11 protein-coding genes are annotated in these 14,077 nt (G+C 28.7%); 8 read left to right on the top strand and 3 right to left on the bottom strand.

Features of this window, described 5'->3' with window-relative positions:
• Positions 1–241 precede the first annotated feature (241 nt).
• Positions 242–1,111: a DUF6252 family protein gene (locus tag KO506_RS05980; protein ID WP_215993989.1), complete on the top strand. Its 870-nt coding sequence runs from the start codon at positions 242–244 to the stop codon at positions 1,109–1,111.
• A gap of 49 nt (positions 1,112–1,160) precedes the next feature.
• On the opposite strand, the gene KO506_RS05975 is transcribed toward KO506_RS05980, so the two are convergent.
• From KO506_RS05975 to KO506_RS05965, 3 genes are all read right to left on the bottom strand, one after another.
• Positions 1,161–4,604 carry a hypothetical protein gene (locus tag KO506_RS05975; RefSeq protein WP_215993988.1) on the bottom strand — a complete coding sequence of 1,148 codons (3,444 nt, stop codon included), beginning with the start codon at positions 4,602–4,604 and terminating at the stop codon, positions 1,161–1,163.
• A 135-nt stretch (positions 4,605–4,739) separates the two neighbouring features.
• Positions 4,740–5,417 carry a GDSL-type esterase/lipase family protein gene (locus KO506_RS05970; RefSeq protein ID WP_252726796.1) on the bottom strand — a complete coding sequence of 226 codons (678 nt, stop codon included), beginning with the start codon at positions 5,415–5,417 and terminating at the stop codon, positions 4,740–4,742.
• 37 nt (positions 5,418–5,454) lie between these two features.
• On the bottom strand, positions 5,455–6,633 hold the full coding sequence (locus KO506_RS05965) for an acyl-CoA dehydrogenase family protein (RefSeq protein ID WP_215993986.1): 1,179 nt from the start codon (positions 6,631–6,633) through the stop codon (positions 5,455–5,457).
• A 186-nt stretch (positions 6,634–6,819) separates the two neighbouring features.
• Here KO506_RS05965 and rnpA point away from each other — a divergent pair, with 186 nt between their 5' ends.
• From rnpA to rfbC, 7 genes are read left to right on the top strand one after another with little or no spacing between them, the layout of a single operon-like run.
• Complete coding sequence (gene rnpA / locus KO506_RS05960; protein ID WP_215993985.1) at positions 6,820–7,212, top strand: ribonuclease P protein component; 393 nt, start codon at positions 6,820–6,822, stop codon at positions 7,210–7,212.
• Positions 7,199–8,833, top strand: a complete 1,635-nt coding sequence (locus tag KO506_RS05955) for a S41 family peptidase (RefSeq protein ID WP_215993984.1) — start codon at positions 7,199–7,201, stop codon at positions 8,831–8,833. Before rnpA ends, KO506_RS05955 begins: the two co-directional genes overlap by 14 nt.
• Before the next feature lie 24 nt (positions 8,834–8,857).
• Positions 8,858–10,537: a DUF6909 family protein gene (locus KO506_RS05950; protein WP_215993983.1), complete on the top strand. Its 1,680-nt coding sequence runs from the start codon at positions 8,858–8,860 to the stop codon at positions 10,535–10,537.
• Between the two features lie 37 nt (positions 10,538–10,574).
• Complete coding sequence (locus tag KO506_RS05945; RefSeq protein WP_215993982.1) at positions 10,575–11,615, top strand: hypothetical protein; 1,041 nt, start codon at positions 10,575–10,577, stop codon at positions 11,613–11,615.
• Positions 11,615–12,622, top strand: a complete 1,008-nt coding sequence (gene rfbB, locus KO506_RS05940) for a dTDP-glucose 4,6-dehydratase (protein ID WP_215993981.1) — start codon at positions 11,615–11,617, stop codon at positions 12,620–12,622. Before KO506_RS05945 ends, rfbB begins: the two co-directional genes overlap by 1 nt.
• Entirely contained in the window at positions 12,622–13,476 is an 855-nt protein-coding gene (rfbA, locus tag KO506_RS05935; RefSeq protein ID WP_215993980.1) for a glucose-1-phosphate thymidylyltransferase RfbA, read from the top strand. The genes rfbB and rfbA overlap by 1 nt, the downstream gene beginning before the upstream one ends.
• Positions 13,476–14,039: a dTDP-4-dehydrorhamnose 3,5-epimerase gene (gene rfbC, locus KO506_RS05930; protein ID WP_215993979.1), complete on the top strand. Its 564-nt coding sequence runs from the start codon at positions 13,476–13,478 to the stop codon at positions 14,037–14,039. The genes rfbA and rfbC overlap by 1 nt, the downstream gene beginning before the upstream one ends.
• The last annotated feature ends 38 nt before the right edge of the window (positions 14,040–14,077 follow it).

The following is a 14,077-nucleotide window of genomic DNA, read 5'->3' as shown; positions in this document are numbered from 1 at the left end:
ATGATTGTTTTTTATACTTCACAAAAATCGATTATTCCTATTGAGAGTGCTTCAATATGTAACAGTGCTTGTGCGTCAAATTGTTTAAAAGCGAAAAGTAAATGTTGCAATAAATACAAGAAAAAAGGCGTTAACTGTAAAAGATGCCCAAAAGTTTTATTAGAATTAGCTTCTTAAACTTTTGTTTTGGAGTTTATTTAAATAATTAATATCCTTACTTTTGTTTTTTAACATTAAAGCTATGAAGTATATAAAGGCTTTTTCCCTTTTTTTATCTTTTTTATTGATTTTTTCTTCATGTGAAGAAAATGGAATATTTTTTCCTAGTTATGAAAATAATGCAAATTTTCAAGCAACATTTGATGGCGAAACTTTTTTAACAACTGATGTTAATTTTACTTTAGAAGGTGAATATCTTTTTGTAAATGCAATAGATGCTACCACAAATGAATCCTTTACTCTTAGAATTGATACTTACGATTTAGGTGTTTTTAGTTTTGAAGGTCTTAATAATGTTGCAACTTACGCAGAAGATAAGGCTAACTCTTCTGATGTTTGGACTACTTTTAGTGAAACATCTAGTAGAGGTACCATAGAAATTACAAATATAGATTATGTATATAATACTATTTCTGGTAATTTTAATTTTATAGGTAGAAATAGTATTTCTGGTAGTTCTAAAGCTTTTTTAAGTGGTAGTTTTAATGAGGTGCCAAAAGGCGATTTTCCAATTGGTAATGAGAGTTTTACTGCAAAAATTAATGGTGTTGAATATGATGAAATAAGTCTTTTTGGTAATTTGGTTACTATTGGTAATAATAAATTAATTACTATAGATGCCAATAAAAGTGCTACAGAAACTATTAGTATTACTGTACCTTACAATGTTCTAGTTGGTGAATATAATTTTGGTAGTTTTGCAGCTCAAACTTATCCTACAGCTCAATACACTGTAAATGGTTTAACTTATGAAGCTGATGGAAAAATTACAATTCTAAGTCATAATACTACAACTAATGATATTGTTGCAACTTTTGAGTTTACTGCAAGTTCTACATCCTCTACCGAAGTTTTTTCGATTACTGAAGGTCAGTTAAATTTATCGTATTAAAAAAAAATCCTACAAGGTTTTTAGATGAACCTTGTAGGAGAAAATTAAATTACTTTTTCTTTTTGCACAAAGGATCTGCTCCAATTGTACCTTTTAAACTTTCTAAATAAAACTTAGATTTAGATTGTTTATGTAGCTCTTGTACTTTTTCTAATCGTTTATGAATACTCATTTCTGCTACTAAATCTTTATTATCTAAATTAGATATAAAAGCCTCTAAATAGTCGATTTGATTTTTGTAAAAAACAATATCTTTTTCTTGTTTTAATTTTAATCGTTCTTTATACCAATCACTATTAATTACATAATCTCTATCAAAATATTTACGTAATTCTGGGTCGCTGATTTCTTTACCTTCATAATTGCCATAAGCCATTATGTGTAGTAAAATTTGTAAAGGAGGTATTGCATCTACAACACTACCATCTTCAAAATAATTTAAAGCTACTTTTTGTTGAGCTTCACAAATATTCTTAATACCATCTACATAATCTTCTAAACCTTGTAACTCTGGTTTTAACATTCGCTCACTAAAAACAGCAGTTGGTTCATCAAAAATACGGTTTAAGCATCTGTAAGAGAATTTTTTAGTAATTCTATAACCTAATCTACTTGCTAAAATTTGTTCTCCTTCATATTCAAAATCTTCTAATTTTTCTAAAGATCCGTTTTCAATTAGGTTATCTGGACTTCTGTCAACGGGTTCTAATCTTGCCCAAATTTCAGGAATTAATAAACTTATATCATGGTCTATTTTATTTTCTGCACCTACATATCCAGCAGCAGTACTAAAACCATTAGATTCTGTTAAAATATGCGATAATAAAGCGTTGTTTAAATCTGTTGTTGGTGTTAGCATATTAAAAGGTGCTTTTGTTAAAGCCCCTTCAGAACCTGCACCTGTAGTAGAAGGCGATTTACCTGTTAAACTACAAATAAAGTCCATAAATAATTCAGGTGTTTCTTGGTAATGAATTGGGTTGTAAACCGCTAATGGTCTAATACCATTTGCTTTGTCTACTGGGTTATTTCTTCTACCAGGTAAAACAGCATTTACAACGTGATTTAAAGGCTCATTTTTTTCTATTTTTCTTACTAATCTAATACCAATATCTGCTAAATAACTTGCTTCTGTTTCTTCTATAAATTTATTAGGCTCTAAATAACGAGGGTTTTTGGTAGGTTCTCCATTAACTAATCTAGTATGAGAAGGAACAGCAAAATATTCTTCTTCTTTATCGCTTTTAGCAATACTTTCTATAAAATCTTGTACAGGTTTTGTGTATTTATCAAAGTTGATGGTATCTTCATACAACACAATAGCATCTGCTTTTTTTAATAATTCGTAATTGGTTAAAAAACGACCTTCTGTTACCAAATCTAACTCAGCACCTTTATCATAACCTCTAACAACAGCCTCATCTGGTCTTTGAAATAAATGAGCCTCACAATTAGCCACTATTTTTAAACTTTTGTTTGTAAACTCAGGATTTAGATTTTTTAAAGATTCTCTAGGTAAAGTAATAGAAGCAGTAATATCATCTTCTGTTTGAATTTTTTCGCAAGGAGAAAAATCTGAACGTAATTTATTTAACATCCAATTTCCTTGTTCATTAAAACCAATTCTTACATAACTACCCACAACAGGTGTGTTATTGTGTAATAAACCAGTACCTTTTTTTCCGTTGATAATCTCTACAGACATATATTCTTTCCAGTTTAAATATCCATGAGCCTGTCTGTACAATCTTTTTACAAAAAGCACTAAAGAACGAATATGAACAGGAATGTTTTTTAAGAATTCATTAAACTCATCTGAGTTATGTTCTGAAGGTATTAATAATTTCACAGCAGAACTTAAACTTCTTTTTTCACTTAAAAAAGATCTAGATATTGGTCTATTTGGGTCTTTAATTTTCCAACGGTTAGAATATACAAATTCAATAATTTCATCTGCTTTTTTAAAATCCTCTTCTATATCTATAATGTTAAAATTACTATAAGTAATTGCATTTTGCATCGATTTAGAAATTTCAGATTTTCCACCACCAGAAACTGTACAAGGTTTATGGCAAAATACACCTTCTGCAAACGTATCTATAATTCTCCAAGAATTTACAGCTTTATGTTTTTCTAGTTTAAATTTGTTTCCTGTTGGGTGTACATAGGTTTTGTAAGGAGAAAGTGTTAGTTTTTGCTTTCTGCTATTATGCATCCAAGTAATGTTGTTTTTGTTGATGTTTACATAAGCAAACTCAGGAATATAGATAATGTTTGGGTATTTTTTATCGATTGCATAATTCTCTGGTTGTACATCAATTGTATCTCCTAAAAGTCGTTTTACATCCTCAAAAGTATGTTCAAAATTATGAAACTCAGAATAGTCTCTACCATCTAAAGTATCACCCATAACTCTTCTTGCAAAAGCAATTGCACCACCTGCATGTTCTTCTTCTAATAAGCCGTATAAATTGGCAGAATAACTAATTTGTGTTTTTATTTCTTTTTTAGAATAACCATAATAATTATCTGCAATTAAAGTAACAACAACTCCTCTTTCATCTCTACATGTTATTTTAAAAGCACCACCTTCATTATAAAGTTCGTTTTCATCTTTCCAACACATACCATCTTTTTTCTGACGTTCTGTGGCATCATCAAAATGAGGTAAACCAACTTCTTTCTTTTTAAGTTTTAATAATTGTGGAGCTAAAACAATACAACCTGTATGTCCTGTCCAATGTTCTGTGTCTAAAGCAGCATCATTTTGAGCTAAATTAGGATCGCCAGCATTACCAAAAATAGATTCAACAAAATCTAAATTACTTACTAAATTACCAGGCACAAAAAAGCGAACTTCTAAAGATTTTTCTGGAATTACACCTTTAACCTCTGGGCATACAATTGGTCTTAATAACATAGAAGCCATTACCTTTGCTTTATTGTCTTGATCTGCAGTAAATGGTAATATTTTTAAATCGTCAGTAGGATTAAAGGCAGCATTTAAAAAGTGGGCAAATACAATTTTTGGTACTTCAAATTTATCTAATGGCACAGGTAAATCTCCTTCTACAATATGAAAAGTACCTTTTGTAGTTCTTTTATCATGTAAAGGATTATTTAAAATACCTTGTTTTATTCTGCTTGATGTGACTAAATCGCTTTTAAAAGAATCTCCATCTACAGGTAAACTAACCTCTCTTGCTTGTCCTTTTTTAGATAAAATTAAAGTGTTATTAGGTACAATAATTGGTTTATCTATTTTAATTTCTTTTAAATAATCATCTATAAAACTTTGAATCCTAGTATCTACAGGAGAATGATGATTTGATAATAATCTCGATTTTTCTTGTAAACTTTTTACTAGGCCACTAGTTAATTCTTCAAATTTTGGATCTATAAATTCCCCTTTTTTGTCTTTAAAAGTAGGCTGACCTAATGAAGCTAACTGTAAGTTAATAAACTGCACAACGTCTTTTCTAGTTTCTTGCATGGTGTTTCACTTTAAATGATTAGAATAATTTCTTTAGCAAAACTAGCCTATCATTTACGTAAAAAAGCTGTCAAATGTCATATAACCAAAAAATTAGCGAATACGTTGTAGAAAGTTTAAAATAAATTTAGATAATTATTGCAAGTTTAATTTTTGAATTGCAATAGGTAATAACCTTTCTATAAATAGAGAATATGCTTCTTCAGAAGGATGTAAACCATCATTGGCAACATAACTTGTGTTAGTTAAACCTTCTTGAGTTATATCAGTAATATTTAGAAAAGTAATGTTTTTATTTTCGCAATAAGTTTTTGCATAATCGTTGTATTTTTTTATTTCTTCGGATATTGTTGTGTTGCCATTTCCAAAAGGAGTGAAAGCGTAATCTGGTATAGATAAGACTACTAATTTTTCTTTATTACCACCAACAGCAGTTGTTGCTATTTGAATTAAATCTGGAAATTCTTTCTCATAAACAGAAAAAGGAATGTTTTGATATTGATTGTTTACACCAATTAATAAAGTTGCAAAATTATAATTATCATCTAAATCTTGATTATTAATTGCATTAATAAGGTTAGTTGTTGTCCAACCAGTAGTAGCAATTACGTTTAATTCTATTTCTAATAGATTATTTCTCTTTTTTAGAGAATCTACTAATTGAGAAGGGAATTTACAGTTTTCACAAACACTTTGGCCAATGGTATAACTATCACCTAAAGATAAAACTTTTAGAACATCAGCATTTGTATCTTCAAAAACTTCTTCATCGATAATTTCAAAATCATTGTTGTTTGCACAACAGATAATCAAAAATAAAATTATAGTAAAATATGATTTTTTAAAGATTTTATTTAAATGCATTTAAACCTGTTATATCTAAACCTGTTATTAATAAATGAATATCATGTGTACCTTCGTAAGTAATTACACTTTCTAAATTCATTGAATGTCGCATAATAGAGTATTCACCAGAAATACCCATTCCACCTAACATTTGTCTTGCTTCTCTTGCAATATTTATAGCCATTTCTACATTATTTCGTTTTGCCATAGAAATTTGAGCAGATGTTGCTTTGCCTTCGTTTCTAAGAACACCTAACCTCCAAACTAATAATTGAGCTTTGGTAATTTCAGTAATCATTTCTGCTAACTTTTTTTGTTGTAATTGAAACTGACCAATAGGTTTGCCAAATTGTAAACGTTCTTTACAGTAACGTAAAGCAGTGTCATAACAATCCATAGCAGCACCAATTGCGCCCCAAGCAATACCAAATCTTGCAGAATCTAAACAACCTAAAGGTGCACCTAAGCCAGATTTGTTAGGTAATAAATTTTCTTTAGGCACTTTTACATCATCAAAAATTAATTCACCTGTAGATGAAGCACGCAAAGACCATTTGTTGTGAGTTTCTGGAGTAGAAAAACCTTCCATACCACGTTCTACAATTAAACCATGAATTCTACCTTCTTCGTTTTTTGCCCAAACCACAGCAATTTGAGCAAAAGGCGCATTAGAAATCCACATTTTTGCGCCATTTAAAAGATAATGATCTCCCATATCTTTAAATTTAGTCTCCATTCCTGCAGGGTTTGATCCGTGGTTAGGTTCTGTTAATCCAAAACAGCCCATCCATTCTCCAGAAGCCAATTTTGGTAAATATTTTTTTCGCTGTTCTTCTGATCCGTATTTATAAATAGGATACATTACCAAAGAAGATTGTACAGAAGCAGTAGAACGAACACCAGAATCTCCACGTTCTATTTCTTGCATAATTAATCCATAAGAAATTTGGTCTAAGCCAGCTCCACCATATTCTTCTGGTATATAAGGTCCAAAAGCACCAATTTCTGCTAAACCATTTATAATTTGGGTTGGGAATTCTGCTTTTTGAGCATATTCTTCTATAATTGGAGATACATCACGTTTTACCCAGCTTCTAGCAGTTTCTCTAACCAATTTGTGTTCATCAGTTAATAAATCATCTAAATTATAATAATCTGGAGCTTGGAATAAATCTGGTTTCATCTTTATTGTTTGATATTAGAAAATTGCAAAACGTATAAATTTTAACAAAAATATTGATAATTGTTTAATTTTATTGATAAATGTTCAGAAAATAATTGTTAATTTACTTTTATAAAAATACTGAATTTTTGATTTTCTTTGTAGTAAAGGCATAAAAAGTTATCCTTTTCAATTAAGTTTGTAGTAATGAAGTTTACTCTAGGAAAACAAGAAAGACTAAAAAGTAGAAAGTTAATAGAAAAGCTATATAAAGAAGGTAATTCTGTAAAAGCATTTCCATTAAGAATGGTTTATCTTCAAACAGTACATACGTCAGATTTTCCTGCACAGGTTGGAGTTTCGGTTGCAAAAAGAAACTTTAAAAGAGCACCTCACAGAAATCGATTAAAAAGATTAATGAGAGAAACGTATCGTTTACAAAAAGAAATTATTTACAATAATTTAGAAGAACCCTACGTTTTTATGATTTCGTATATTGGTAAAGAAGAAAAACCTTATGAAGAACTTTTTTCTAAAATGAATAAATTATTAAATTTATTTATAGAAAAAACGAAAAATAAAGCAAATGAAAAACTTTAAAATTAAAAGATATACAATACTAACTCTATTAGTAGCAACGGTTTTTTTATCATTTTCATTTAAATCTAATTTTTTTGAAGTAGCTAAACAAATAGAAATTTACAATTCTTTGTTTAAAGAATTAAACATGTATTATGTTGATGAAATTAACCCTGCAGATTTAACAGATAAAGTTATTAAAAATACACTACAAGATTTAGATCCTTACACCAATTTTTATAATGAGCAAGATGTAGAAGATGCTAGAATAAGAAGAGAAGGTGAGTATGCAGGTATAGGAGTTTCTGTTTACTATACTAAAAAAGGGATTCAGTTAAAAGAAATTTATAAAGGTTTTTCTGCTGATAAAGCATCTTTGAAAGCTGGAGATATGATTGTTTCTGTAAATGGAGAATCTTTATTAAATATGGAAATAGATCAACTCTCTATGTTTTTAAAAGGAACTCCAAACACTCAATTATCTTTAGAAATTAATCGTCAAGGAAAAATTATTAAAAAGGAATTAAAAAGAGAAAAAGTAGAAATTAATCCTGTTCCTTTTTTTAATATGATTGATGACGAAACAGGGTATATTACCTTAACACGTTTTAATAACAAAGCTTCATCCGAAGTAAAAAAAGCATTTATAGATTTAAAAAAACAAGGAATGAAAAAGTTAGTTTTTGATCTTAGATCAAATCCTGGAGGTTCATTACTAGAGGCTATAAATATTTCAAACTTTTTTATTGAAAAAGGTAAAACCATTGTAACTACCAAAGCAAAAACCAAAAAACTGAGTCAGACTTATAAAGGCACAAATGAACCATTAGATTTAGAAATACCAATTGTAGTTTTAGTAAATGGTAGTTCTGCATCTGCATCAGAAATTGTTAGTGGTTCTTTGCAAGATTATGATAGAGCTGTAATAATGGGGCAACGTTCTTTTGGTAAAGGTTTAGTTCAGCGTCAAAAAGAATTGACATATGGTACACAATTAAAGGTTACAATATCAAAATATTACACACCAAGTGGTAGGTGCATTCAAGAATTAGACTATACAAATAGAGATAATAAAACTGGTAAGGTTCCAAAATTTTCTGATTCAGGAATTAACGAATTCAAAACTCAGAATGGGCGTACAGTTTTTGATGGAGGAGGAGTAATGCCTGATGTAGAAATTAAAGAAACTAAAAGAACAAAAGCAACAGAAAGTTTATTAAATTCTAAGGCCATTTTTAACTTTGCTACCGATTATTTTTATAAAAATACAAGCATTGCAGATGCTGAAAATTACGAATTTAAGAATGCAGATTTTAAATTGTTTTCAGAGTATTTAAAAAAGGATACAACTTTTGTTATTGAGCAAGAAAGGTTGTTCAAAAAGGCGTTTTTATCATCTGAAAAAAATAATATTTCTAAAGAATACAATAAAATTAAAAACATTCTTTTAGAAGATAAAATTAATGAAGTTTCTAAAAATCAAGACATTGTAAGTTTGTTATTAGAGAAAGAGATTTTAAAAAGATATTATTATAAAGAAGGTGTTTATAAACATAGTTTAAAGCAAGATATTGTTATATCTGAAGCTATAAGCTTACTAAAAAATCAAGATAAATTTAATCAAATTTTATCTATTAATTAATTATATATTTGCTCCACAAATAAAATGCTAGATACAAAAAACATAGAAAGAACCAGGGCTCAGGAATCTACAAATGCAATAGAAAAACTTTACATTTCTATGCGTCATTTGTTTAGTAGAGGATTTTATAAACCAATGGGAGTGTCAGGAGAAACTTTACGTAAATCTTTACTTTTATTAAGACCAGAGATTTATGGTTCTATTGCAGAAGAAAAAATAGAGTTAGATGGTTTAGTTTATGTGATAGAAAGATTGCCTGAAGGTATAGAACAATGCCAGTTTATAAATTTAACTGCAGATGAAGGCTATAAAAATTCTCATTTTGAGGCTATTATACCGCCAAAAAGGAGAAGAAACTGTTATAGAATAGACAAAGATCAAATGAATATTGAGATTACCAGAGGTAGATCTGAAATTTACGATATTCTTACGCATCTTACTTTTTTGTTTATAGAATCTCATAAAATTCAAGAACGTGTTTCTTTAGATGAAGGCGAAAATTTTACAAGAGAGTGGCTTCATTTAGAAGATGTTGTTTTACATCAAAAGAAAATATCAGAAAAAGAAAAAGAAGTTTTAATAGTTCATTTAGGTAATATTTTAGGAAGAACTTTTGATGAGGTTTCTGAAATATTTAAAGTGTTTTCAACAGAAAAAAGACCATATAAATTTTTTGATATTATTTATTGGTTGGGTAAACTCGCTATTAAAGAAGTTTATGAAGGAGAAAAACGAACAGTAACTTTTAGCTCACTTTTAATAGAAGAAATAGGGCATCACATTTATGGTGAAATTTGGGCAAATGATATCAAACACATTTTAAAAGAATATAATCTTTTAAAAAGGCCAATACATATTATTAGTGCTAATATGCACAGTGTTTTAAATTCGATTTATGCAAAAGGGGCATTGCCAGATGAAGCAGCAACCCATAAAGGATTTGAGCTTTTTCAGTTATTGAGTAATGCAGATAGTAAGCCTTTGCAGAAAAGAGTAAAAGATTATGCATCAGAAAATGGACTCATTTATGTAAAAGATACCTCTGGTACAAATATAAATGTACAAATAATTGATACCAATAAAATAAACTTTGATGTTTCTTCGTTTCAAAGAGAAAACTCGTTGGATAAAAACCCAGTAATTATTGTAATGGATTACGCTTTTGGAGAACAAGCTTATGAAACTATGGATGAGTTACTGAAGCCATATAATTCTGATAAAGAGAAGATTCATTTAGATGTAGAGTCTGTTTCAATTATGGGTAAAGCAGGTATTTTAGAAGGAGGGAAAGGAGATATTATGATACCTTCTGCTCATATTTTTGAAGGTACAGCAGATAATTATCCGTTTAAAAATGAGTTAACCAAAGAAGATTTAAAAGACTTTGGAGTACAAGTTTTTGATGGTACAATGATTTCTGTTCTTGGAACATCACTCCAAAATAAAGATCTTTTAAAGTTTTTCCATGATTCTACTTGGAATGTAATTGGTTTAGAAATGGAAGGCGCACATTACCAAAAAGCCATACAATCTGCATCAAAAATTAGAGGTAATATTTCAGAAGATGTAAAAGTTAGGTATGCATATTATGCATCAGATAATCCATTAGAAACTGGGGCTACCTTAGCTTCTGGAGGTTTAGGTATGACAGGTGTTACACCAACTTATGCAATTACCCAAAAAATATTAGAACAAATTTTTTAATATAAAATAGACAGATTTTACAACCAAACTAAAAAAAATGTCAACAAATACACAAAATAATAAAAACGAAGAAGAAATAGATTTAGGTTCTTTATTTGTAATTATAGGTAAAGGTTTTTCTCGACTTTTCAACTTTATTGGTAATATTCTTAAAGGGATATTTCATGCATTCATATCAATTTTAATATTCTTTAAAGAAAATTTTATAAAAATAGGAATTGCAGGCTTAATTGGTGTAATGGCGGGTGTATTTTTGGAAGTAAAAAGTCAAAAAAAATATGGTTCTGAATTATTGGTAGAACCTAACTTTAAGAGTGCTTTACAACTTTATAATAATGTTAATTTTTATAATGATTTAGTAAAACAGAAAGACACTATAACTTTAGGTAAAGTTTTCGATTTAAATATGGAAGATGCCTCTTCCTTAAAGAAATTTTCTATAGAACCTTTAGTGGTAGATACAGATAAAATTAATGCATATAACGATTTAATTTTATCAGTAGATACATTAACTATTAAAAGTTATGAGTACCAGGATTTTAAAAACTCTTTTACTGATTATGATTATAGAGTACATAAAATATCTGTAGTTGCTACTAAAAATGATGTTTTTAATAAGTTAGATGATGTAATTATTTCTTCAGTTGTTGATAATAAATATTTTAACAGAATAAAAGAATTACGTAATGAAGACTTAAATAGAACAGATTCTTTATATCGACTTAATTTAGCGCAAATAGATTCTTTAAGAAGAGTTTATATGGAGGTAATGATAGAAGAAGCCAAAAAACAAACTACGGGTACAAATATCGATTTAGGAGGGCAAAAGAAAACTTCTAAAGAATTAGAATTATTTGATACCAATAGAAAAATAAATGCTGATTTAAGAAATATAGCAAAAGAGAAATCTAAGAAATATGAAGTTATAAATGTTATTTCTAACTTTCAGCCAGTGGGTTATGAAATAAAAGGAATTACTAAAAACAACGCGTTCAGATTAGGGGTATTAGCAATTGGTTTTATGATAGTATTTTTGCTTTTACTTAAAGTAAATAGATATTTAGAAAATTATAAATAATGCATACAGTTTTAATAACTGGTGGGGCAGGTTTTATTGGCTCTAATTTTATTCCATTTATTTTAGAAAAACAGAAAAATTTAAGTGTAGTTAGCTTAGATTTATTAACGTATGCAGGAAATTTAGAGAACTTAAAAGAAGTAGAAGGTAACTCTAACTATACTTTTATAAAAGGTGACATCTGTGATAGAAAATTGGTCGAAAGTTTGTTTAAGCAATACAACTTTACAAGTGTTATTCATTTTGCAGCAGAATCTCATGTTGATAATTCTATAAATAATCCAGATAGTTTTATTAAAACAAATGTTTTTGGCACTTTTAACGTTTTAGATGTCGCTAAAAACCATTGGATGGATGCAGCTTACAATTATAAAAATGATTTTATTAACGCTAGATTTCATCATATTTCAACAGATGAAGTGTATGGTTCTTTAGGAGAAACAGATTTTTTTACAGAAAAAACGCCTTATGCACCAAATAGTCCATACAGTGCCTCAAAAGCATCATCAGATTTTTTAGTTCGTAGTTATTTTCATACTTATGGGTTAAATGTAGTTACTACAAATTGTTCTAACAATTATGGACCCAAACAACATGACGAAAAATTGATACCAACCATAATTAGAAAAGCACTTTCAGGAGAAAATATTCCTATTTATGGTGATGGTAAAAATGTTAGAGATTGGTTATATGTTACAGATCATTGTAAAGGAATAGAACTTGTTTTTAGAAATGGAAAAGCAGGAGAAACCTATAATATTGGAGGGAAAAATGAATATAATAATTTGTACATTGCCAATAAAATTTGTGATTACTTAGATGAAGTTTTTCCCAAAAACACATCTTATAAAAAACAAATAACCTTTGTTAAAGATCGTTTAGGACACGATTTTAGATATGCAATTGATGCTACTAAAATTAAAAAAGAATTAGGTTGGCAAGCAGATGAAAATTTTGACGAAGGCATAAAGAAAACAATAAACTGGTACATTAAAAAGTATACTTAATGAAAGGGATAATTTTAGCAGGTGGTTCAGGCACAAGATTGCATCCTCTTACTTTAGCAGTAAGCAAGCAATTAATGCCTATTTATGATAAACCTATGATATATTATCCTTTATCAACATTAATTTCTGCGGGTATCAACCAAATATTAATTATTTCAACTCCTAATGACCTGAATTTATTTAAAAATTTATTAGGTGATGGAACTAAGTTTGGCTGTGAATTTTATTATGAAGCTCAAGAAAATCCGAATGGTTTGGCAGAAGCGTTTTTAATAGGAAAAGATTTTATTGGTAAAGATAAAGTTGCTTTAATTTTAGGTGATAATATTTTTTATGGTACAGGATTGTCTAAATCTTTAAAAGAAAACACAAATCCAGAAGGCGGAATTGTGTATGCTTATCATGTAAATGATCCAGAAAGGTATGGAGTTATTGAGTTTGATGAGCATCAGAAAGCGATTTCTATAGAAGAAAAACCTTTAGCACCAAAATCGAATTTTGTTGTACCGGGTATTTATTTTTATGATAACTCAGTGATTCAAAAAGCCGAAAATTTAGAGCCGAGTGCAAGAGGAGAATTAGAGATTACAGATATTAATAAATCCTATTTAAACGAAGGTAAATTAGGAGTAAAAATTTTAGATAAAGGTACAGCTTGGTTAGATACTGGTACTTTTAAATCGTTAATGCAAGCCAGTACATTTGTTGAAGTAATTGAAGAAAGACAAGGTTTAAAAATAGGATCTATAGAAGAAGCAGCATATAGCAGCGGTTTTATAACAAAAAAGCAACTAAAAGAACTGGCCAAACCGTTCTTAAAAAGTGGTTATGGTAGAAATTTAATGGAAATTTAATGAAAGTTATAGAAACAAAACTAAAGGGTTGTTATGTTATTGAACCTGAAATTTTCCAGGATTCTAGAGGTGTTTTTTTTGAGAGTTTCAATAAAAAGAAATTTAAAGAAAAAACGGGTTTAGAAATAGACTTTGTACAAGATAATATATCAATTTCTAATAAAGGAGTAATAAGAGGTTTACATATACAAAAAGGTGAATTTGCTCAAACCAAATTGATTAAAGTTATAAAAGGTAAAGTTTTAGACGTGGTTGTAGATGTTAGAAAAGAATCTACAACTTTTGGACAATCCTTTAGTTGTATTTTATCAGAAGAAAATCTAAAACAATTGTTTGTACCTAGAGGTTTTTTACATGGATTTTCTGTTTTAGAAGACAATACCATAGTTTCTTATAAATGTGATAATTATTATAATAAAGAAGCAGAAGATGGAGTTGTTTATAATGATAGTGATTTGAATATTGATTGGAGATTGAAAGGTGAAGAGGTCGTTACCTCTGAAAAGGATGAAAAACTTAAGTCATTTGTAAAGTATAAATCTTTTTTTGGAACAATAGTTTAAGTTAAAATATATATCTTATTAAAGATTGAGCCTAATTA

It is taken from the genome of Polaribacter vadi (assembly GCF_018861005.1).
Lineage (GTDB): Bacteria > Bacteroidota > Bacteroidia > Flavobacteriales > Flavobacteriaceae > Polaribacter > Polaribacter vadi_A.
This window is presented reverse-complemented; position numbering and strand designations above follow the sequence as displayed.